Here is a 22,148-nt window from a genome sequence, read left to right as displayed (position 1 = left end):
GCACGTCCACCTGCCGCAGCTTGGCCACAACCTCTTCCGGTTTGTGCTTCTTCGTTCCCATCGCGTCCGTCCTCCGTCGGCTCAAAGCCATACTTCAGGGCGGACCACTCCGATGGGGGCTGACCAGCGCTGCACGTGACGCCCGCCAGTGCCGACGACCGGGCCGAAGTCGGCCGGCTGGCGGCCGAAGTTCAAGCGGAGACGAGCGACAGCGTCGAGTTGGCCTTCATCGATCAGGGCGATTCCGGCCCCAAGCTCGCAGCCGCCCATGCCCACGGCATCGACTTGGAGGTGGTGAAGGCACCCGAGGCCAAGCGCGGCTTTGTGCTGTTGCCGCGCCGGTGGGTGGTCGAGCGTTCCTTTGCCTGGGCCACCCGCTGTCGGCGGCTGGTCAAGGACTACAAGCGCTACGCCAGCACGTTGGCTGGTCTTCACATGGTGGCCTTCGTCTGCCTCATGCTCAAACAGGCCGAAAAGCTCATGACAAGTGCATAACAAACTCTGGGCCGTGGCCATGGCCATTATGCAGGGATCCAGGCTGGGATCTGACAATTAAAAACCAAAGCAGATCGCATGAAATTTGCAGGCTGCAGGATGGTAATAGAAATCCATATCCGAGAGCTATTCTATGGATTTATGGAATTAATACCAAGATGAAATTACCATCTACCTGCACAACACTGACTATCTCGAATTTCGCCTGTTTTGTAACAATGTCGCCTTCACGTTAGAAGCAATCGAGCTGAGCCAATTGCCCTTGACGCGGGAGAGCGCCGATGCGGCACGCCTGCACGGCCTGATCGAGCAGTTGATCGAGGCACTGGCCGCGCCCGAGCCAATCTTTCGCCTCGTCGAGCGGCTCGCGAAGACGGGCGGCGCCGAGGAAACGGACCGGACGGTCGCGCGCCTCCTCGAATACAACACTGACACCCTGGCCAGGATTCGTGCCGCGTATACTGCTCTCCACAAACGGCAGAGGCATGCCGGGTCGAACGACACGGCCCGGGCCAGAACCGAGGCGCTTCCTAAGCTCTTCAAGGCGCCGGAGGACCAGGCCTCTTCCGAACAGGCGCGACTGAGACCCCCGGTCGACATCGAGCCCCCCGAGCAAATCTCAATAAGATGCAGGAGGATGATGCGCGCGATGCCGATCACGCGCGTCCACCGGCAAGCCGATGGCCGCCGCGTACACAAGGCGGCCCACGACGCTGTGCTCGGAGCGCACGGCAATCAGTACGCTTTCTTCTAGGCGAGCCGGCGGGTGAGCAAGGCGGTAGGGGCCGCTGCGGTGGTGAGCAAGGATGGCGCGAGAAGGGCCTCGCGCGCGGGACGATGTGGAGGTATAGCTGCGCCGAGCTAGACCACGGGGTCGATTTCAAATCCGAGGCACTGAATGAGAATCGGGGAATGGGGAAGAAAGTGTCTGGTGGACATCGCCAAACGATTAAGATTTGCTTCCTCGCAACAAAACTCTAATGTATTTGAGCCTCAACAGAGTCAAGATTGTATAATGAACGCATCAGTATACAAATACAAGTATAGTGTCCTTGGACTAGCGCGCTGGGAGACTCAAAATATAGCCGAATGGGTTGCTTACTACAAATATCTTGGCTTTGACCATATTTATCTGTATTGCAATGATGACGATCCGGGCGATCTCTACACGCAGATATCGCCTTATGTGGATGGTTTAGATCCTTACGTGACATTTGTTCACTATCCATATCAGGGCCACCAATGGTGGATGTGGATGCATTTCTTTAAAAATTATAAAGACGAAACAGAATGGGTCGGTATATTTGACGTTGATGAGTTTTTAAACCTTCCTGAAGATCGATCTATTGTTAAATTTATGCAAAATCGCTCCGAAATCGCGGACTGTATATACTTTTATTGGACTTTTTTTGGCACCAATGGATATGAAGAGCAGCCGATTGGGAGCGTGTTGCGTAACTACACTCGCCGACAGGACGGACTCGACGCGAATACAAAGACTCTCACGCGAACCGCTTGTATTGACCACGGCCGTCTCAGGCATGAAATGCGCCATGAGGCTGGATTCGTATATCCGAACCACGGCTGGCGACCTCTGACTTCATCGCCTATGCGAATGATCGATGTGCTAGGCAACGATATGTCGGGCTATTATGAGGATTTTCCCACGCAATTTCAAAAAATTACTTCAAGCAAGGAAAATATTGATCGTATTTTTAGAACGGGCGTCCTTCATCACTATGCATTCAAGGCAAAGTCACATTTTATGCGTAGGGTCCAGCGGGGCACCAGAGGGAGTCACTCCGCACAGACGATCTGGCAGCAACAGTTCGAGAGCGGTGACTACAAAGGATTTTTGGATAACATCAATGCATATGAAGATAATTCATTAAAAAATATCTGGTCTGAGTATTTGCATAAGGTTAATGATCAGCGATTAATGATTTCTTCCCCAAAGGAAGAATTGATTTCACTAGGTAAGAATGCCCTCCAAAGTTCGATTTGGCCGGTGGATGCAAACGCGAATCTTGAAGATGCTGCCGCCAAGGCCGTCAATGGCGATCACACAGGAAGCTGCAACGTTCATACGGATTTTGAGCCAAATCCGTGGTGGCAGGTCGATCTAGGTGCCTCGTACACGATCAGCGAAATTCGGATTTATAATCGCGTTGATGTTTCGTCTCTGATGGCACGAAATAGATTTTTTACTCTCTCAGTTTCGAGTGATGGTAAGACTTGGAGCGCCGCTTACAGACGAGAGAGCGAAATCCCATTTGGGGGCATAGATGGAAACTACTTCACTTGGCGGCCTGACGGGCAGGTCGTGGCGAAATGGGTGAGAGTTTCGCTCGATTACAATGAGGCCTTGAATCTCGATCAAGTGGAAATCTACGGCAAGCCAGAGAGTCAGAGCGCCTAACGGAACCGTTTGATCTGGTTGAGTGTGATGACGCTGGCAGCGGGGCTGGTGAAGACCTCCGAGATGTCAGCGCATCGCTCGTAGCGGACCGGTAAGCGCCGGAAGCGATTGAATCGAGCATGCGTGCCCGGCACTCGTGTCGGCGCGGTCGCGCGTCGTAGGCTTTGTCGGCGTGCAGTTTGTCCGCGCGATGTCGCGGCCGGCCCCGCCGACCGTTGCGCGCTTGCGGGATGGTATCGAGGGTCGGTGCCATCATCACGCCGTCGTACCAGCTGGCCCCACTCTGCCAGACGCCGAGCGGCGTACCACGCGCGTCGGTGACGAGGTGGCGCTAAGAGCTTATCCCACTAGGAGATTGCGCCATGCGATGATGGCAGCGGCGAAGTGGAGCAAGGCAAGAGCGTTCTGAGGCTTTTTAGACTAGCGGATGAGCAGGGCGCGGAAGCGGTTGAACCAGGAGTGGCAGCGCTCCACCACCCAGCGTCGCGCTCGTTTGCCGATTTCCCGCTTCTCGACGATCTCTTCGCCACGCCGCCGCACATGCAGCTCCACGCCGTACTCCGCAGCCGTCTCGCGTGGCCCGGCGTAGTCGTAGCCCTTGTCCAGGCACAGATGTTGGGGATCCCAGGCGCTCGGATCAGGCCGGGGCACCGGGATCGCCGCCAGCGTCTCGCGCAGCAACAGGTGATCGTTGACGTTGGCCCTGGCGATCGCCAGTCCCAGCGGCACCCCGCGCCCGTCCGTCAGGACCGAGCGCTTGCAGCCGCGCTTGCCCCGGTCGGTCGGGTTGGGCCCGGTTTTTCCCCCCACCCAGCGGCGCCTTGCCCTGCGCCCCGTCGAGTGACAGCCACGTCCAATCGATCCCCACCAACCCGTCATAGGCCAGAAGCCCCTCGCGCCAGAACGCTGCGAACACGCCGGCTCTCGCCCAGTCCTGAAACCGACGATGGGCCGAGGACGACGTGCAGATCCCGGTCGCGTTGAGGGCGTTCCACTGGCAGCCGGTGCGCAGCACGAAGAAGATCGCGTCCATCGCCGCCCGATCGGGCACCCGCGGGTTGTGGCAGCCGAGCGGATGGCGTGGCCGGGGCGGCAACAGCGGCTCCATCCGCATCCAGAGATCGTCCGGGATGCGCCAGCCGTCGTCCGCTACCGCAGGACGCCAGCCAGCTCGGCTCTTGAGCGTCGACATCCCTGATAGATGGGTGGCCGACAGACCCGCGCCACCCCACAGACACCCTACCGAGATAGCCTTTTATTCGGAAGAGTCGATCAAGGTCATCGACCCGCGCGGTTCATTCGTGCAGAACGAGCCGAGCATCTTCAGCGACGTACGCTCTGACCTGGCCAAGCTCTACCACTCGCTCGAGGGCTACGACTTCATCCCGGTGTAGCGCTACGTTCTGGACGCGCCGGACGAGAGGAAGATCACGATTTCCTTCCCGGACGAGGGATCGGCGCGTTAGGTCGTCCGCGCGGCCTCCGAGTTCCAAGTCGCCGGGCGCGCGGATCCGAAGATCCGCGCCTTGACGATCTACCCCTTCCTCTTGATGCTGCCCCTCCTCGCTTATAAGCCGGACCGCCAGCGCGCCTTCCTAGCCAATGCCCTCAGGCTGTTCATCGGCCTCGAGGTCTGAGCCGAGCGGACGCCCCCGGCCCTTCACACAGCACAGGATCAGCGTGATGATCGTCCTGCTGATGGCTGGATTGAGCCGCCGCTTCCTCGACGCCGGCTACGACCGGCCCACCGAGGCGCGAACCTTCTCGCGGGCCTACGAGCAGGAACTCGCCAACCGCTCCTCTCACGAGCTATTCGTCGCCTCGCTCTACCAGCACATGATCGACGGAGAGCTGGAGGTGCGCTACACGGTGATCGACCGCTTGGAGGTACTGTTCTGCGGAACACCCGACGAGTACGAGACGCTCCGCCACGCCGAGGCGCGGGTTCTAACCGCGTTCGACCGGCCGGCATTGTCCTGAGGCGGACCGACTCGCGCGCCTTGCTTTTCAGCGCCTGTTCCGATAGAGGCCCGGCCATCCCACACGCGGAGCCGGCCTCATGCCTGAATGAGGCGTTTCCGGTGGCCGGTCGCCCTTTGGTCCATAGCCTCTGGCGCCGGTCGCTTCCTCCGCGGCGGAGACAACCGGAGAGAACGAAGACCATGGCCCTTCCCGACTTCACCATGCGCCAGCTGCTCGAGGCCGGCTCGCACTTCGGCCACCAGTCGCACCGCTGGAACCCGAAGATGCAGTCGTACATCTTCGGCACCCGCAACAACATCCACATCATCGACCTCGCCCAGACCGTGCCGGCGCTCGCCCAGGCGCTGCAGGCGGTGAGCGACACCGTCGCCAAGGGTGGCCGCGTGCTGTTCGTCGGCACCAAGCGCCAGGCGGCCGACACCATCGCGGACGCGGCCAAGCGCTCGGCCCAGTACTACGTGAACTCGCGCTGGCTCGGCGGCACGCTGACCAACTGGAAGACCATCTCGGGCTCGATCCAGCGCCTGCGCAAGGTCGACGAGACCCTCGCCGGCGGCGGCCAGGGCCTCACCAAGAAGGAGCGCCTGATGCTGTCCCGCGAGAAGGACAAGCTCGAAAAGGCGCTCGGCGGCATCAAGGACATGGGCGGCGTGCCCGACCTGCTGTTCGTGATCGACACCAACAAGGAGCAGCTGGCGATCAAGGAGGCGAACCGCCTCAAGATCCCGGTGGCCGCCATCGTCGACACCAACTGCAACCCGGACGGCATCACCTACGTGGTCCCGGCCAACGACGACGCCGGCCGCGCCATCGCGCTCTACTGCGACCTCGTCGCCCGCGCGGCGATCGACGGCATCTCCCGCGGCCAGGGCGCGCTCGGCGTCGACCTCGGCGAGTCCGAGGAGCCGATGGCCGAGGAGCTGCCGGTGCTTGCCAACGAGCCCGAGGTCGCCCCCGTCGACGTCACCGAGCCGTATGTCGGCGAGCCCTTCGAGCTGCTCGCCGCCCCGCGCGGCGCCCCGGACGACCTGACCAAGCTCACGGGCGTCGGCCCGCAGCTGGTCCAGAAGCTCAACGACGCCGGCATCTACCACTACTGGCAGATCGCCGCGATGAGCCCCGAGGACGTCGCCAAGGTCGACGGCGACCTGAAGCTCAACGGCCGCTTCGACCGCGACGGCTGGGTCAACCAGGCCCGCGGCTTCGTCGAGGCTGCCGCCGCCGCGTAACGTCGGTTCGGTGACCCGGCGGGGCGAGAGCCCCGCGACCCGATGCTCTTCCAAAGCCCGGCGCCGCCACGGCGCCGGGTTCCCTTTTATCCGCCGACCGGCGCGGCCTTCGGGGCGCGCGGGGGCGCCAATCGAGAGGATCCCACGATGGCCAACATCACGGCAGCGATGGTCAAGGAGCTGCGCGAGAAGACCGGCGCGGGCATGATGGACTGCAAGTCGGCCCTCAACGAGACCGCCGGCGACCTCGAGGCGGCCGTGGACTGGCTGCGCAAGAAGGGCCTCGCCAAGGCCGCCAAGAAAGCCGGCCGCGTCGCCGCCGAGGGCCTGGTCGCGGTCGAGTCCGCCGGCCACCACGCCGCGGTGCTCGAGGTGAACTCCGAGACCGACTTCGTCGCCCGCAACGACGGCTTCCAGGCTTTCGTGCGCGAGACCGCCAAGCTGGCGCTCACCGCCGGCGACAGCATCGAGACCCTCGAGGCCGCCCGCTTCCCGGGGGCCGAGGGCACCGTGAAGGACAAGCTGCAGGAGCTGATCGCCACCATCGGCGAGAACATGACCCTGCGCCGCGTCGCCAAGCTGTCGGTCGAGAAGGGCGTCATCGCCTCCTACGTCCACGGCCAGGTCTCCGAGGGCCTCGGCAAGATCGGCGTGCTCGTCGCCCTCGAGTCGGCCGGCGACGTGACGATGCTGAGCCAGCTCGGCCGCCAGATCGCCATGCACGTCGCGGCGACCAACCCGGTGGCGCTGGACGCCTCGGGCGTCGACGCCGCGACGGTCGAGCGCGAGAGCAACATCCTGCGCGAGAAGAACGCCGGCAAGCCGGACCACGTCCTGGCCAAGATCGTCGAGAGCGGCCTGAAGAGCTACTACAAGGAGGTCACCCTCCTCGATCAGCCCTTCGTGCACGACGGCTCGAAGACCGTCGCGCAGGTGCTCAAGGAGGCCGAGGGCAAGGCCGGCGGTCCCGTCAAGCTCACCGGCTTCGTCCGCTACGCGCTCGGCGAGGGCATCGAGAAGGAAGAGGCCCCGGACTTCGCCGCCGAGGTCGCCGCGGCCGCCAAGGGCTGAGATCGCCAGGGGCTGGGATCGACCGTCAGCGTCGCCCGCGGCGACGCGCGGCATGCAATGGGGGGCTCGCTCAGGCGGGTCCCCTTTTTTCGTGCCGGGACCGCGTCCGGCGCGCGTCGTCCGGGCGTGCCGATTCCCGCAGGCCGATGCCTCGACGGGCCGGGAGCGACAGGCTAGAACCCGGCCCGACTCGCATCGACCCTTGACGCCGGCGGCGGCCGCTCCACCGGGGCGGGCCAGAGGAGCCCCCATGCCAGACCATCGCTTGTCGGACCCTTCCCTGACGGCGCAGGGCGCGCCGCGCTTCCGCCGCGTGCTGGTGAAGCTCTCCGGCGAGGCGCTGGCCGCCCCCGACGGCTATTGGCTGCATCCCCCGACCCTCGCGGCGCTCGCCGACGACATCGCCCGGGCGGTGGAGAAGGGCTTCGAGATCGCCCTCGTGGTCGGCGGCGGCAACGTGATCCGCGGCGCCCGCGTCTCGGCCGCGGGCTGGATCGACCGCGCGACGGGGGATTCCCTCGGCATGATGGCGACGGTGATGAACTCGCTGGCGCTCGAGACCGCGCTCAACGCCGCCGGCGTCACCGCCCGCACGATGTCGGCGGTCTCGATGCCGACGATCTGCGAGACCTATGCCCGCCAGCCGGCCCTGCACCACCTCGACAAGGGCCAGGTCGTGGTGCTCGCCGGCGGCACCGGCAACCCGTACTTCACCACCGACACCGCCGCGGTGCTGCGCGCCGCCGAGCTGAAGTGCGACGCGGTGCTCAAGGCCACGCAGGTCGACGGCGTCTACTCGGCCGACCCGAAGACCAACCCCGACGCCGTGCGCTACGAGCGCCTGAGCCACGACGAGGCGATCGCCCGCGACCTCAAGGTGATGGACACCGCCGCCTTCGCGCTCGCCCGCGACGGCGGGCTGCCGCTGATCGTCGGCTCGGTCCACGCGCCGAGCTCGGTGACGGCGATCCTCACGGGTGCCGCGCCCTCGACCCTGGTGGCGCCCTGAGGGACCCGCGGCGCGCGAAATCCGCCGTATCCCCGAGCGAAATCCGCCGCCCGACGATTTGCGGCGGGTCGGGTTTTGGTTCATTGAAGCCCGATCGGGGCGCGGCCCCGGCCCGCCCGCAAGGGTGCGGCCTCGGGCCCGCCCCTCCCCCTCTCCTCACGACGCCTCGGGACGCGCAGGAATGGCTACACCCTCCTTCGACCTCAACGACATCAAGCGGCGCATGCAGGGCGCGATCAACTCCCTGAAGCACGACCTCGGCTCGCTGCGCACCGGACGGGCCACGCCCTCGCTCCTCGACCCGATCCAGGTCGACGCCTACGGCGCCGCGATGTCGATGGCCCAGGTCGCGACGATCAGCGTGCCGGAGCCGCGCCTGCTCAGCGTCTCGGTCTGGGACCGCGGCATGGTGGCGGCGGTCGAGAAGGCGATCCGCGAATCCGACCTCGGGCTCAACCCGATGACCGAGGGCCAGACCATCCGCCTGCGCATCCCCGAGATGAACGAGCAGCGCCGCAAGGAGATGGTCAAGGTCGCGCACAAGTACGCCGAGGAGGCCCGCGTCGCGGTCCGCCACGTCCGCCGCGACGGCCTCGACCTCCTGAAGAAGCTCGAGAAGGACGGCGCCATCAGCCAGGACGACGAGAAGCGTCAGGCCGACCAGGTGCAGAAGGCGACCGACCAGCACATCGCCGAGGTCGACCAGACCCTGGCGTCCAAGGAGAAGGAGATCATGCAGGTCTGAGTGTCTCGGACCGGCATGACGGAAGCGACGGCGTGGAAAGCGCGGAGCCGGATCACGGCTCCGCCGGGGTCGGGGCCAGCATGGCAGGCGACAGCGAGACGGTGACCCTGCTGGACGCAGGCCGCGCCGAGGACCGGGACGGGACGTGTCCCGAGACCGGGGATACGGCCGTGCCGGGCCCCGGGGCGGCCGGCGGGCCGAATCCGGCGATGCCCGTCCACGTCGCCATCATCATGGACGGCAACGGCCGCTGGGCCGCGCGCCGCGGGCTGCCGCGGGTCGAGGGCCACCGCCGCGGCGTCGAGGCGGTGCGCCGGGCCGTGCGCTCGGCGATCGACCTGCGCATCCCCTACCTGACGATCTACAGCTTCTCGTCCGAGAACTGGCGCCGGCCCGCCGCCGAGGTGGCGGACCTGATGGGCCTGCTCAAGCTGTTCGTGCGCCGCGACCTCGCCGACCTGCACGCCAACGGCGTGCGGGTGCGGATCATCGGCGAGCGCGACGGCCTGCCGGCCGACATCGCCGGCCTCCTGCGCGAGGCCGAGGAGCGCACCGCCCGCAACACCAAGCTGACCCTCGTGGTGGCGTTCAACTACGGCGGCCGCCAGGAGATCCTGCGCGCCGTGCGCAAGCTGGCCCAGGCGGTCTCCGAGGGGCGGCTCCCGCCCGAGGCGATCGACGCCGCGGCGATGACGGGCGCGCTCGACACCGACGGCATCCCAGACCCCGACCTGGTGATCCGCACCTCCGGCGAGCAGCGGGTGTCGAACTTCCTCACGTGGCAGACCGCCTATTCCGAGTTCGTGTTCGTGCCCGATTTCTGGCCGGACTTCGACCACGCCGCCTTCCTCGCCGCGATCGGGGAGTTCCAGAGCCGGGACCGCCGCTTCGGCGGCCTGAGCGCCCGGGCGGGCTGATGGCGGGCTTTGACGGGACGAAACTCCCGGGCGGTCGCCCGGCCTGGCCGGCGACGGAACTCGGCGCCCGCACGGTGTCGGGCATCGTGCTCGGCCTCCTGGTGCTCGGCGCCACCCTGAACGGCGGCTGGATCTTCGCGGTGGTCTGGTTCCTGGCCGGCCTCGCCGTGGTCGGCGAGTGGATGGCCATCACCCGGACGGCGCCGCACCGGCCGCTCCTGGCGATCGCCGGCCTCGTGCTCCTCGGCGTCGTCGCCGGCGCGCGGCTGCCGATCCCGACGCCCTGGCTCCTGGGCGCCACCGCGCTCGGCCTCGCGCTCCTGGCGCTCCTCGCCCGGCCCGCCGCCGGGCGGATCTGGGCGCCGGCGAGCCTCGCCTGCGCCCTGGTGGTCGCCCTGGTGCCGGTGCTGCTGCGCGACGATCCCCGCATCGGGCTCGCCGGCCCGCTCTGGCTGTTCGGGGTGGTCTGGACCACCGACATCGCCGCCTACTTCACCGGCCGCTCGCTCGGCGGGCCGAAGCTGTGGCCCGCGGTGAGCCCGAAGAAGACCTGGTCGGGCTTCTGCGGCGGGCTCCTCGGCGCGACGATCGTCGGCGGCGCGGTGGCGGCCGGCGCCCGGCATCTCGGCGCCACCGACGCCCTGTCGCTGCCGCTGGCCTGCGCGCTCTCGGCCCTCGCCTCGGTGATGAGCCAGGGCGGCGACCTCGCCGAATCGGCCCTCAAGCGCGCCTACGGCGCCAAGGATTCCGGCCGCCTGATCCCCGGCCACGGCGGCGTGATGGACCGCCTCGACGGCTTCTTCGCCGTCGCGCTCCTCGCCGGGCTGCTCCTCGCCGGCCTCTCTCTCACGGGACATCCATGACCCTCACCGTTTCCGTCCTGGGGGCCACCGGCTCGATCGGGCGCTCCACCGCCGACCTGCTCGACCAGCACCGGGACCGTTTCCGGGTCGGCGCCGTGGCGGGCGGCCGCGACGCGCAGGCGCTCGCCCGCGTCGCCCGCGAGCTGAACGCCGAGTTCGCGGCGATCGCCGATCCCGATGCCGGCCCGGCACTGCGCGAGGCGCTGTCCGGCTCCGGCATCGCGAACGGCGCCGGCCCCTCGGCGGTGATCGAGGCGGCGACCCGGGACGCGGACCTCGTCGTGGCGGCGGTGAGCGGCGCGGCGGGCCTGGCGCCCACCTGCGCGGCGATCCGGCTCGGCCGCACCGTGGCGCTCGCCAACAAGGAGAGCCTGGTCTGCGCCGGCGACGCCTTCATGCGCGACGCCAAGACGTTCGGCGCCCGCATCCTGCCGATGGATTCCGAGCACAACGCCCTCGCCCAGGCGATCGGCGAGGGCAAGGTCGACGACATCGCCCGGATGACCATCACGGCCTCCGGCGGCCCGTTCCGGACCGCCCCGCGCGAGCGCATCGCCGCCGCCACCGCGGCCGAGGCCGCCGCCCACCCGACCTGGTCGATGGGCATGAAGATCAACATCGATTCCGCCAGCCTGATGAACAAGGGGCTGGAGCTGATCGAGGCCCACCACCTCTTCGCCATCGAGGCCGAGCGCCTCGACGTGGTGGTGCACCCGCAATCGATCGTCCACGGCCTCGTCGTCTGGCGCGACGGCGCGGTGACGGCCGGGCTCGCCATGCCGGACATGCGGGTGCCGATCGCCCATTGCCTCGGCCTCGGCGAGCGCCTGTCGATCGCCCGCGGCCGGCCGCTCGACCTCGTCGCCACCGGCAGCCTCACCTTCGAGCGTCCGGACGAGGAGCGCTTCCCTTGCCTGCGCATCGCCAAGGCGGCGCTCGCGGCGGGCGGGGCCCAGCCGACGGTGATGAACGCGGCCAACGAGATCGCGGTCGCGGCCTTCATCGCCGGCCGCATCGGCTTCTACGACATCGCCGCCCTGGTGGAGCGGGCCTGCGAGCACTTCGCGGCCCGCTTCCCCACGGCGCCGGCGGACGTCGAGGAAGCGCTGTCCATCGACGCCGAGGTGCGCGGCTGGAGCACGGCGGCACTGGCCGCCTGAGCGCCCGTCAAGCTTCCGTTAAGTTAACCCTCGGTCGACGCGTGGCCTGTTCGCGGGCCCGCGGACTCTGTATGAGTGACGATCGGCAAGGTGGCCGGACCGGGCCGGGGAGAGCCCGCCGCGCCGCATCGAGGTGACCATGGATCTGCTCAACGCCGTCGGCGGCGCGACGACGAACCTGCTCGGCTACATCGTGCCGTTCCTGTTCGTCCTGACCGTCGTGGTCTTCATCCACGAGCTCGGCCACTTCCTGGTCGGGCGCTGGTGCGGCGTCGGGGTGACCAGCTTCTCGATCGGCTTCGGGCCCGAGATCGTCGGCTTCAACGACCGCCGCGGCACCCGCTGGAAGCTCTCGGCGATCCCGCTCGGCGGCTACGTCAAGTTCGTCGGCGACATGAACGGCGCCAGCGTGCCGGACCAGAACGCCATGGCGCGGATGAACCCGGCCGACCACGCGGTCAGCTTCCACGGCAAGAACGTCTGGAAGCGAGTCGCCATCGTGGCGGCGGGCCCGGTCGCCAACTTCCTCCTCGCCATCGCGGTCTTCGCCGGCGCGGTCTACGCCACCGGCCGCTACGAGGTGGCGCCCCGGGTCTCGGCGGTGCAGGCGGGCAGCGCGGCGGAGCGGGCCGGCTTCCAGGCCGGCGACGTGGTGCTGACGATCAACGGCAGCGCCATCCACAACTTCGCCGACATGCAGCGCACCGTCTCGGGCGCGGCCGGCGACCGGCTCGACTTCACGGTCGAGCGCGGCGGCGTCACCACCCCGCTCACCGCGACGCCCGACGTCTACGAGGACAAGACCCCGTTCGGCACCCAGCGCATCGGCCGGCTCGGCATCCAGGGCCCGCGGGACGCCGCCGACGTGAAGTTGGTGCAGTACGGCGCCCTCGATTCGCTCAAGATCGGCGTCACCGAGACCTACTTCGTCGTCGACCGCACCTTCAGCTACATCGGCAAGCTGATCACGGGGCGCGAATCCGCCGACCAGCTCTCGGGACCGATGGGCATCGCCCGGGTCTCGGGCCAGGCCGCCAAGGTCGGCGGCATCGGCGCCCTCGTCGGACTGATCGCGGTCCTGTCGGTCTCGATCGGCCTCATCAACCTCTTCCCTGTGCCGATGCTCGATGGCGGCCACCTGATGTTCTACGCCGTCGAGATCGTCCGCGGCCGCCCCTTGAGCGAGCGGGCGCAGGAGATCGGCTTCCGCATCGGCCTCGCGCTGGTGCTGATGCTGATGCTGTTCGCGACTTGGAACGACATCCTGCATATCGGCGGCTTCAACCGCGGCACCTGACCGGCGCCTCCCCTCCCCCGGAAAAACGCCGTTCGCGCGAAAGCCCGGGCGGCGTTTCCGCGATTCCGCGCAATTTTCATAAAAAGCGTTCCATTCCGGGGCTTTCGCTCCGAGGCGGCATTCATCGCGCGCTGACCGTGCCCTGTGAAAAGCGTGGCCGTGGGCCGTGACAGGAAGGCAACGTCTGGGCAAAATCCCGGCAGGTCGGGAGCGTGGCGTTTGCGTCGCCGGGGATTCCCGATAGAAGCAGGGCTAGGACCAGGGGACTTCGACCTCGCGAGAGTTCGATCGTCTGCGGGTGCAAACCCGTGCCGACAAAAAATGAGACGGGCCATTTATGATGTCGATGACGGGTAAGCGCCGGCGTGCGTCGGCGAAGGGCGCCATTGTCATGGCCGCCACCATCGCCGCCAGCGGCAGCGCCTTCGCGCAGCAGATTGTCGTCCAGGGCAACTCCCGGATCGACCCGGATACCGTCCGTTCCTACGTGGTCGGCGTGTCGCCCGAGGAGGGCCGCCGCAACCTGATCGCCAGCGGGATGTTCTCGGACGTGCGGGTGTCGCACAGCGGCGGACGCATCGTCGTCTCGGTGCGCGAGAACAACACGATCAACCGCGTCTTCTTCGAGGGCAACAAGAAGGTCGAGAAGGCGACGCTCGAGGGCATCATCGAGTCGAAGTCGCGCGGGCCCTACAGCCAGGCGCAAGTCAACTCGGATCTCGAGCGCATCCGCGAGGTGTACCGCCGCGCCGGCCGCGGCTCGGCCAAGGTGTCGGTACGCACCGTCGACCTGCCGAACGGCCGCGTCGACGTGGTGTACACCGTCGACGAGGGCGACAAGACCGGCATCAAGGAGATCAAGTTCGTCGGCAACCAGGCCTATTCGGACGGTCGCCTGAAGGACCTGATGACGCTGTCGGAGATGAACCTCCTCAGCTTCGTCAAGACCTCGGACGTCTACGACCCCGACCGGCTCGCCAACGACCTCGACCTGATCCGGCGCTACTACCTGAAGAACGGCTATGCTGACTTCCGGATCGCCTCGGCCGACTCGCGCTACGACGACGCCGCCGGCGGCTGGATCGTCACCATCACGGTCGAGGAAGGCCAGCAGTACCGCGTCGGCGCGGTCTCGGTCGACTCGCGCATCCCGGGCGTCGACGGCACCGTCCTGCGCGACGAGCTGCGCACCGGCGTGGGCGACGTCTACAACGCCGAGGACGTCGAGAAGACGCTGACCGGCGTCACCACCTCGGTGGCGCGCTCGGGCCATCCCTTCGCCCAGGTCCGCCCGACCGGCGAGCGCGACCGCGCCACCGGCACCGTCGCCCTCGGCTACATCGTCGAGGACGGCCCGAAGGTCTACATCGAGCGCATCAACGTGCGCGGCAACACCCGCACCCGCGACTACGTGGTGCGGCGCGAGCTCGACCTCACCGAGGGCGACGCCTACAACCGCGTCCTGGTCGACCGGGCCGAGCGGCGCCTGAACGGCCTCGGCTTCTTCAAGAAGGTGCGGTTCTCCAACGAGCCCGGCTCCGCCCCCGACCGCGTCGTCGTGAACATCGACGTCGAGGATCAACCGACCGGCTCGTTCTCGGTCGCCGGCGGCTACTCGACGGCGGACGGGATCATCGGCGAGGTCTCGGTCTCGGAGTCGAACTTCCTCGGTCGCGGCCAGTACGTCCGCCTCGCCGGCACCGCCGGCCAGTACACCCGCGGCGTCGATTTCTCGTTCACCGAGCCGTACTTCCTCGGCTACCGCATGGCGGCCGGCTTCGACGTCTTCAACAAGTACAGCGATCAGACCCGCTACTCGCGCTACGTGACCGACGTGGTCGGTGGCCAGATCCGCCTCGGCCTGCCGATCACCGAGGATTTCGGCATCACGCTGCGCTACTCGATCTACAACACCGACCTGAAGATCCCGAACACCCTCAAGCGGCCGTATAACGACTGCTCGTTCCCGATCCCGGGCTACACCAAGACCTACGATCCGGGCACGATCCTCAACGGCCGCAACGTCGGCGGTCTGGCTCAGTACCCGAACTGCGCCTACGACGGCGAGGCCTCGATCGCGCTCAAGGAGGCGGTGGGCTCCACCCTCACCTCGCTCGCCGGCGTGACGCTCGCCTACTCGACCCTCGACAACCTGCAGCTGCCGCGCAACGGCTTCTACGGCGAGATCAAGCCGGAATACGCCGGCATCGGCGGCGACTCGAAGTTCTTCCGCGTCACCGGCGAGGCCCGGTACTACAAGGAGCTGTACGAGGACGTCGTCGGCTTCGTGAAGTTCCAGGGCGGCCACGTCCAGCCGACCGAGGGCAACTCGCTCCGCGTCACTGACCAGTTCTTCCTCGGCCCGTCGCTGGTGCGCGGCTTCGCGCCGAACGGCATCGGCCCGCGCGACGTCGGCTCGGGCGACGCCCGCTCGAACGCGATCGGCGGCACGACCTATGTCGGCGCCTCGGTCGAGGTGCAGTTCCCGATCTGGGGCCTGCCCCGCGATCTGGGCCTGAAGGGCGCGGTCTTCGCCGATGCCGGTACGCTGTTCGGCTACAAGGGCCGCCGCGCCTTCGACGTCAACGGCGACGGCTTCATCAACGGCACCAGCCCGCTCGGTGCGTGCAACTTCAGCGCCGGGTCCATCGGCGTCGAGCCGGAATGCGTGAACGTCCGCGACAAGGCCACGATCCGCTCGTCGGTCGGCGCCTCGATCCTGTGGAACTCGCCGCTCGGCCCGATCCGCTTCGACTACGCCTACGCCCTCTCGAAGGACGAGGGCCAGAAGGTCTTCGGCGCCGACGGCACCTACTTCGGCAAGGTCGGCAAGGACCAGACGCAGGCGTTCCGCTTCTCGGGCGGCTCGCGCTTCTGAGGACATCGCGGGGGTGCCCATGGCACCCCTGCCGGGATCGACGGCCGCCGGGCAGCCCGCCCGGCGGCCGTTTTCGTTTGTACCCATTCGATTATGCCGCTAGTCCGGGCGCCCTCCCCTCGATGAGGACGGGCGGGCCGACCCTCCGGCGCACCCGGCCCCAGTGGATGCAGGCGATGTCGGAACCGGTCTTCTTCCCCCTCTCGGGCCCCGTCTCCCTGAGCGAGATCGCGGCGCTGGCCGGTGCGACCCTGCCGCCGGGGACCGACGGCGAGGCGGTGGTCCGGGCCGCGAGCCCGCTCGAGAGCGCGGGTCCCGACGACCTCGCCTACATGGACAACGCCAAGTACGGCGACGCGCTGGCGGCGACCCGCGCCCGCGCCTGCCTGGTCTCGCCGCGTTTCTCCGCCCGGGTGCCGGCCGGTACGGTCGCCCTGGTGACGCCCCAGCCCTATCGCGCCTTCGCGCAGGTGCTGGCCCGGCTTTTTCCGAGCGCGGCGCGCCCGACCTCGCTGTTCGGCGCCACCGGCGTGTCGCCGGGCTCCTTCGTCCACCCGACCGCCCGGCTCGAGCCCGGCGTCGTCGTCGATCCCGGCGTGGTGGTCGGGCCCGAGGCCGAGATCGGCGCCGGGACGGTGCTGGCGGCGGGCTGCGTCGTCGGCCCCGGCGTGCGGATCGGGCGGGGCTGCGCCATCGGCCCCGGCGCCTCGGTGCTGCACGCGTTCCTCGGCAACCGGGTGATCGTGCATGGCGGCGCCCGCATCGGCCAGGACGGGTTCGGCTTCGCCATGGGGCCGGGCGGCCACCTCAAGGTGCCGCAGGTCGGCCGGGTCATCATCCAGGACGACGTCGAGATCGGCGCCAACACCACGATCGACCGGGGCGCGAGCCGCGACACGGTGGTGGGCGAGGGCACCAAGATCGACAACCTGGTGCAGATCGCCCACAACGTCGTCATCGGCCGCCACTGCGTGATCGTCGCCCAGGTCGGCATCTCGGGCTCGACCACGCTCGAGGACTACGTCGTGCTGGGCGGCCAGGTCGGGGTGGTCGGCCACCTGCGCATCGGCATGGGCGCGCAGATCGCCGGGTCGAGCAACGTCAACAAGGACGTGCCGGCGGGCTCGCGCTGGGGCGGCACGCCGGCCAAGCCCGTGCGCGAGTGGTTCCGCGAGATGACGACGCTCAAGAACCTCGCGGCGCGCGCCCGCGACGAGGGCGGCGAGGGCTGAGGCCCGTCGGGGCCGGAATTCCGGGATCGAGATTCCAGGCTCGAAATTCCATGCTCGAGATTCCGGGGCGCGGACAGGGGCTTGGACCGGGAGCGGGGCCTCCGCCGCGCTCCCGCCGCAAATTGCTTGCATCCGCGCCGCTTCTCGCCAAAGACGACGCACCGATGACCGGAGCGTCTCCGGGGCCGCGATGAGGGAGCCAGACACCATGACCGAGATGCCTGCCGAGCTGGGTACGGCCGACATCCTGCGGGTGATGGAGCTCCTGCCCCACCGCTACCCGTTCCTGATGATCGACAAGATCGTGCAGATCGACCGGGACGAGAGCTGCATCGGCATCAAGAACGTCACGATCAACGAGCCGCACTTCACCGGCCACTTCCCGGCCGCCCCGGTCTTCCCCGGCGTGCTGCTGATCGAGGGCATGGCCCAGACCGCCGGCGCGATCTGCTGCGCCCACAAGCTCAAGGGCGACGCCAAGCCGAGCAAGGTCTTCTTCATGACCATCGACAAGGCGAAGTTCCGCAAGCCGGTCGTGCCGGGCGACGTGGTCGAGTACCACATGCGCAAGACCAGCAACCGCCGCTTCATGTGGTGGTTCAAGGGCGAGGCCAAGGTCAACGGCGTGCTGGTGGCCGAGGCCGAGATCGGCGCGATGCTGGTGACCGAATGAGCGAGATCCAGACCGGCGAGGGCCGGACGGACGACCTGCCCGAGACCCGCATCCATCCGAGCGCGGTGGTCGAGGACGGCGCGGTGATCGGCGCCGGCGTCGAGATCGGGCCGTTCTGCCATGTCGGGCCGCAGGCCACGCTCGGCGACGGCGTCAGGCTCGTGAGCCACGTCGTCGTGGCCGGCCGCACCACCGTCGGCGCCCGCACCCGGATCTACCCGTTCGCGTCGATCGGCCACCCGCCGCAGGACCTGAAGTTCCGCGGCGAGGACTCGACCCTGACGATCGGCGCCGATTGCCAGATCCGCGAAGGCGTGACGATGAATCCCGGCACCGCCGGCGGCGGGCTCGCCACGGTGGTGGGCGATTCCTGCGCGTTCCTCGCCAACAGCCACGTCGGCCACGATTGCCGGGTCGGCAGCCACGTCGTGTTCTCCAACAACGTGATGCTGGCCGGCCATTGCCAGGTGGGGGACTACGCGATCCTCGGCGGCGGCGCCGCGGTGATCCAGTTCGCCCGGGTCGGGGCGCATGCCTTCGTGGGCGGCCTGTCGGGGCTCGAGAACGACCTGATCCCCTACGGCATGGCGGTGGGCAACCGCGCCCACCTGTCGGGGCTGAACATCATCGGGCTGCAGCGCCGCGGCTTCTCCCGGGAGGAGATCCACGCGCTGCGCAAGGCCTACCGCCTGCTGTTCGCTCTCGAAGGCACCCTGATGGAGCGGGTCGAGGACGTGGCGACGGAGTTCGACCAGCACCCCATCGTGCAGGAGATCCTGGCCTTCATCCGCGAGGGCGGCAAGCGCTCGGTCTGCACCCCGCGCGAGGCGCCGGGTCCGGCGTGATGGCCGCCGCGGCGGCCCGCGCCGATCGCCCGCCCGCCTCGCAAGCATCCGGGCCGGTCGCCATCGTGGCCGGCTCCGGCCGGCTGCCGCTCCTCATCGTCGAGGCCCTGGAACGGGCCGGCCGGCCCTGCCGCTTGCTGGCGATCCGGGGCTTTGCCGACCCGGCGACCCGGCGGCGGGCCGACGCCACGGTCGATCTCCTCGACGTGCGCGGCGCCCTCGACACCCTGTGCGGCTGGACTCCCGCCGGGGTGACGCTGGCCGGCGCCGTGGCGCGGCCGAGCCCCGCCGCCCTCCTCAACACGCTGGCCGCCTACCGCAACCGCGAGACCCTGCGCTCGCTGGCGTCGGGCGGCGACGACCACCTCCTGCGCGGCGTGCTGGCGCTGCTCGAGGAGCACGGCCTGCAGGTGCTCGGCGTGCGCGACCTCGCCCCCGGCCTGATGGCGCCGGTCGGCCGTTTCGGGGCGCTGGGGCCGGACGAGGCGGCGGACGCCTCGGTGGCGGCCGGCCGGGCGCTGCTCGCCAGCCTGTCGCCGCACGATGTCGGCCAGGCCGCCGTCGTGGCGAGCCGGCGGGTGCTGGCGGTCGAGGGACCGGAGGGCACCGACCGGATGCTCGACCGCGCGCGGACGCTCGCCCGCCGCCCCCTCGGCCTCGGGCGCGCACCCGCCGCGATGGTGCTGGTGAAGCGGGCCAAGGACGGCCAGGACCTCCGGGTCGACCTGCCGGCGATCGGCCCGCGCACGGTGAAGCGCGCGGCGCAGGCCGGCTGCATCGGCATCGCGGTCGGGGCCGGCGACACCCTGGTGCTCGACCGCGCCGAGACGGTGGCGCTCGCCGACCGGCTCGGCCTCTTCCTCCTCGGCCTGCCGCCCGATCCGGAGCCTGCCCCTTGAGCGACGCGGCCCCGACCGGGCGTCCCCTCACGATCTGGCTGGTGGCGGGCGAGGAATCCGGCGACCAGCTCGGCGCCAAGCTGATCCGCTCGCTCAACGCCGTCTCGGACCGGCCGCTGACGCTCGCTGGCGTCGGTGGCGACGCCATGGCGGCGGAGGGCATGGCCTCGCTGTTTCCGCTCGAGGACGTGGCGGTGATCGGCTACCTGGCGGTCGCCGCCCGCATCCGCCTGCTGATGCGGCGCATCCGCCAGACCGTGCGGGCCTGCGTGGCGGCCCGTCCCGACGTGCTCGTCATCATCGACAGCCCGGGCTTCACCCACGCGGTGGCGAGCCGGGTGCGCCGCCGGCTGCCGGACCTGCCGGTGGTCGACTACGTCAGCCCGAGCGTCTGGGCCTGGCGGCCGTGGCGCGCCAAGACCATGCGCGGCTACATCGACCACGTGCTCGCCCTGCTGCCGTTCGAGCCCGACGCCCACCGGCGCCTCAATGGTCCAGCCTGCACCTATGTCGGCCATCCGCTGATCGAGCGCCTGGGCGAGCTGCGCCCGGGCCCGGCGGAGCAGGAGGCCCGCCGGGGGCCCGAGCCGGTTCTGGCGGTGCTGCCGGGCTCGCGCCGCAGCGAGATCGAGCGGCTGATGCCGGTCTTCGGCGCCACCCTGGCCAAGGTCCGGGCGCAGGGCCACGCCTTCACGGTCGAGCTGCCGGCGGTCGCCCGCCACCGCGCCCTGATCGAACGCCTCTCCGCCGCCTGGCCTCTGCGCCCGCGGCTGATCGACGGCGAGGCCGACAAGCTCGCGACCTTCCGGCGCGCGCGCGCGGCGCTCGCGGCGTCGGGCACGGTGACGCTCGAGCTCGCGCTCGCCGGCGTGCCGATGGTGGTGGCCTACCAGGTGCCCAAGATCGAGGAGGTGATCGTGCGCCGCCTGATCCAGGTGCCGACGATCGTGCTGCCGAACCTGATCCTGGGCGAGAACGCGATCCCCGAGCTGATCCAGGCCGAGTGCACGCCCGAGCGGCTGGCGGCGGCGCTCGGGCCCCTCCTCCCCGACGGTCCGGCCCGGGCGGCGCAGGAGGGCGCGCTCGCCCGCCTCGACGCCACGATGCGGCTGCCCGACGGCGACGATCCGAGCCGCAGCGCCGCCCGGATCGTGCTGGCGGCGGCGGGCCGACGCTCTCCGGCCTGACCCCTACTCGCCCCAGCCGCGGACAGCCGCGCCGCCGAACACGACCCGGTCGCGCAAGGGCGGCCGCGACAAGCCGGAGAGCATCGGCCCGCCGTCGCTCGCCGCATCGAGCGCCGCCAGGTGCTCGGGCGAGAGCGCGAGGGTCAGCGCCGTAGCGTTGTCGCTCACCTGATCGGCCCGGCTCACCCCCATCAGGGTCGAGGCGACGCCCGGCCGGCCGATCACCCAGGCGAGCGCCACCCGGGCCGGCGTCTCGCCCGCCTCGGCGGCGACGCGCTTCAAGACCTCGACGATGTTCCAGTTGCGCGCGGTGAACAGGCTGTCGCCGAAGGGGTTGTCGCCGTCGAGGCGCTTGTCGTCGGCCGGGCGTGCGGCCTCGGCCGCCGCGGCCTCGTTCGGCACGCCGTCCCGGCGGCGCGGTCCGGCCTCGACCGCGGCGCGGTCGTACTTGCCGGTCAGGAGCCCATAGGCGAGCGGGCTCCACGGCACGAGGCCGAGGCCGGCCGACCGGGCGAAGGGCAGGTGCTCCCGCTCCGCCCCGCGCTCGACCAGGCTGTAGAATTCCTGCAGCCCGACCGGCATCGGCCGGCCGCGCAGCCGCGCCATGGTGGCGATCTCGGCCGCGTACCAGGCCGGGGTGTTGGACAGGCCCCAGTAGCGGATCTTCCCGGCCCGGATCAGCGCGGTCATCGTCTCCAGGAGCTCCTCGGCCGGGGTGATCCCGTCCCAGACATGCACCCAGTAGAGGTCGATGAAGTCGGTGCGCAGCCGCGCGAGCGACCGGTCGAGGGCGGCGCGGACGTGGCGCGCGCCGTTGCCGCCGGCATGCGGGCCCCGCCCGGTCGCGAACCCGGATTTCGTCGCGATCACCAGGCGGTCGCGCAGGCCGGCCTCGGCGACGAACCGGCCGACCATCTCCTCCGACCGACCGCCGGCATAGACGTCGGCGGTGTCGATGACGTTGCCGCCGAGGCCGACGTAGCGGTCGAACACCGCGCGGCTGCCGGCCTCGTCGAGACCCCAGCGCGGCGTGCCGAAGGTCATGGTGCCGAGCGCGAGCGGGCTGACGAGCAGCCCGGAACGGCCGAGGGCGCGGAGCGAGTGGAGGTCCATCGGAAAGAATCCTGTCTCGTCGGGGCGGGGCATCCGAGGGATCGCCGCTCGGAGGGCTGCCCCCGAGATGGACCGGGTCCGGCCTGCGGATTAGACGGGACGGACCGCACGGGTTGCTGAAGGATTCTCAGCA

18 protein-coding genes and 3 pseudogenes are annotated in these 22,148 nt (G+C 68.9%); 18 read left to right on the top strand and 3 right to left on the bottom strand.

Annotated features, from left to right (window positions below; genetic code table 11):
* Positions 1–126: 126 nt before the first annotated feature.
* From V3T34_RS13485 to V3T34_RS13475, 3 genes and pseudogenes are all read left to right on the top strand, one after another.
* Positions 127–495: pseudogene (locus tag V3T34_RS13485) on the top strand (transposase); the annotation flags it as partial.
* Between the two features lie 262 nt (positions 496–757).
* Complete coding sequence (locus V3T34_RS13480; RefSeq protein ID WP_305078841.1) at positions 758–1,249, top strand: hypothetical protein; 492 nt, start codon at positions 758–760, stop codon at positions 1,247–1,249.
* Positions 1,250–1,426: 177 nt separating this feature from the next.
* Positions 1,427–2,914 carry a galactose-binding domain-containing protein gene (locus tag V3T34_RS13475; RefSeq protein ID WP_305078840.1) on the top strand — a complete coding sequence of 496 codons (1,488 nt, stop codon included), beginning with the start codon at positions 1,427–1,429 and terminating at the stop codon, positions 2,912–2,914.
* Here the strand turns inward: V3T34_RS13475 and V3T34_RS13470 are convergent.
* Positions 2,911–3,245 (bottom strand): annotated as a pseudogene (locus V3T34_RS13470) (transposase family protein); the annotation flags it as partial. The gene V3T34_RS13475 and the pseudogene V3T34_RS13470 overlap by 4 nt on opposite strands.
* Positions 3,246–3,253: 8 nt before the next feature.
* Positions 3,254–4,028 (bottom strand): annotated as a pseudogene (locus tag V3T34_RS13465) (IS5 family transposase).
* A gap of 566 nt (positions 4,029–4,594) precedes the next feature.
* Here V3T34_RS13465 and V3T34_RS13460 point away from each other — a divergent pair.
* The 15 genes from V3T34_RS13460 (at position 4,595) to lpxB (ending at position 20,902) form a co-directional block, all read left to right on the top strand.
* Positions 4,595–4,894, top strand: coding sequence for a glycosyltransferase family protein (locus tag V3T34_RS13460; RefSeq protein WP_331369191.1), 300 nt, complete (start codon positions 4,595–4,597; stop codon positions 4,892–4,894).
* Positions 4,895–5,076: 182 nt separating this feature from the next.
* Positions 5,077–6,126, top strand: a complete 1,050-nt coding sequence (locus V3T34_RS13455; protein ID WP_305078838.1) for a 30S ribosomal protein S2 — start codon at positions 5,077–5,079, stop codon at positions 6,124–6,126.
* A gap of 147 nt (positions 6,127–6,273) precedes the next feature.
* Entirely contained in the window at positions 6,274–7,197 is a 924-nt protein-coding gene (gene tsf / locus V3T34_RS13450; RefSeq protein WP_305078837.1) for a translation elongation factor Ts, read from the top strand.
* A gap of 250 nt (positions 7,198–7,447) precedes the next feature.
* Positions 7,448–8,206 carry a UMP kinase gene (pyrH, locus tag V3T34_RS13445; protein WP_060848114.1) on the top strand — a complete coding sequence of 253 codons (759 nt, stop codon included), beginning with the start codon at positions 7,448–7,450 and terminating at the stop codon, positions 8,204–8,206.
* Between the two features lie 181 nt (positions 8,207–8,387).
* The gene (gene frr / locus V3T34_RS13440) at positions 8,388–8,951 is read left to right on the top strand and encodes a ribosome recycling factor (RefSeq protein ID WP_060848115.1); all 564 of its coding nucleotides are present in this window, start codon (positions 8,388–8,390) and stop codon (positions 8,949–8,951) included.
* A gap of 209 nt (positions 8,952–9,160) precedes the next feature.
* A complete protein-coding gene (locus V3T34_RS13435; protein ID WP_305078842.1) occupies positions 9,161–9,868 on the top strand; it encodes an isoprenyl transferase in 708 nt (235 codons plus the stop codon).
* A complete protein-coding gene (locus tag V3T34_RS13430; protein ID WP_305078836.1) occupies positions 9,868–10,731 on the top strand; it encodes a phosphatidate cytidylyltransferase in 864 nt (287 codons plus the stop codon). The genes V3T34_RS13435 and V3T34_RS13430 overlap by 1 nt, the downstream gene beginning before the upstream one ends.
* A complete protein-coding gene (gene dxr / locus V3T34_RS13425; protein ID WP_060848117.1) occupies positions 10,728–11,891 on the top strand; it encodes a 1-deoxy-D-xylulose-5-phosphate reductoisomerase in 1,164 nt (387 codons plus the stop codon). The genes V3T34_RS13430 and dxr overlap by 4 nt, the downstream gene beginning before the upstream one ends.
* Before the next feature lie 139 nt (positions 11,892–12,030).
* The gene (rseP, locus tag V3T34_RS13420) at positions 12,031–13,188 is read left to right on the top strand and encodes an RIP metalloprotease RseP (RefSeq protein WP_305078835.1); all 1,158 of its coding nucleotides are present in this window, start codon (positions 12,031–12,033) and stop codon (positions 13,186–13,188) included.
* Positions 13,189–13,525: 337 nt separating this feature from the next.
* Positions 13,526–16,066 carry an outer membrane protein assembly factor BamA gene (gene bamA / locus V3T34_RS13415; RefSeq protein ID WP_060848119.1) on the top strand — a complete coding sequence of 847 codons (2,541 nt, stop codon included), beginning with the start codon at positions 13,526–13,528 and terminating at the stop codon, positions 16,064–16,066.
* Between the two features lie 176 nt (positions 16,067–16,242).
* Positions 16,243–17,298 carry a UDP-3-O-(3-hydroxymyristoyl)glucosamine N-acyltransferase gene (gene lpxD, locus V3T34_RS13410; RefSeq protein ID WP_091884165.1) on the top strand — a complete coding sequence of 352 codons (1,056 nt, stop codon included), beginning with the start codon at positions 16,243–16,245 and terminating at the stop codon, positions 17,296–17,298.
* A 217-nt stretch (positions 17,299–17,515) separates the two neighbouring features.
* Positions 17,516–17,971, top strand: coding sequence for a 3-hydroxyacyl-ACP dehydratase FabZ (fabZ, locus tag V3T34_RS13405; RefSeq protein WP_395413591.1), 456 nt, complete (start codon positions 17,516–17,518; stop codon positions 17,969–17,971).
* Positions 17,968–18,816 carry an acyl-ACP--UDP-N-acetylglucosamine O-acyltransferase gene (gene lpxA, locus V3T34_RS13400; RefSeq protein ID WP_091884168.1) on the top strand — a complete coding sequence of 283 codons (849 nt, stop codon included), beginning with the start codon at positions 17,968–17,970 and terminating at the stop codon, positions 18,814–18,816. Before fabZ ends, lpxA begins: the two co-directional genes overlap by 4 nt.
* Positions 18,816–19,715: an LpxI family protein gene (locus V3T34_RS13395; protein WP_091884170.1), complete on the top strand. Its 900-nt coding sequence runs from the start codon at positions 18,816–18,818 to the stop codon at positions 19,713–19,715. The genes lpxA and V3T34_RS13395 overlap by 1 nt, the downstream gene beginning before the upstream one ends.
* Complete coding sequence (gene lpxB, locus V3T34_RS13390; protein ID WP_060848123.1) at positions 19,712–20,902, top strand: lipid-A-disaccharide synthase; 1,191 nt, start codon at positions 19,712–19,714, stop codon at positions 20,900–20,902. Before V3T34_RS13395 ends, lpxB begins: the two co-directional genes overlap by 4 nt.
* A gap of 3 nt (positions 20,903–20,905) precedes the next feature.
* Here lpxB and V3T34_RS13385 read toward each other — a convergent pair whose 3' ends face one another.
* Positions 20,906–22,015 carry an aldo/keto reductase gene (locus V3T34_RS13385; RefSeq protein ID WP_331369190.1) on the bottom strand — a complete coding sequence of 370 codons (1,110 nt, stop codon included), beginning with the start codon at positions 22,013–22,015 and terminating at the stop codon, positions 20,906–20,908.
* Positions 22,016–22,148 lie beyond the last annotated feature (133 nt).

It is taken from the genome of Methylobacterium ajmalii, assembly GCF_036448855.1.
GTDB lineage: Bacteria > Pseudomonadota > Alphaproteobacteria > Rhizobiales > Beijerinckiaceae > Methylobacterium > Methylobacterium ajmalii.
The sequence above is the reverse complement of the archived record's forward strand: the minus strand, read 5'-3'. Positions and strand labels throughout refer to the sequence as shown.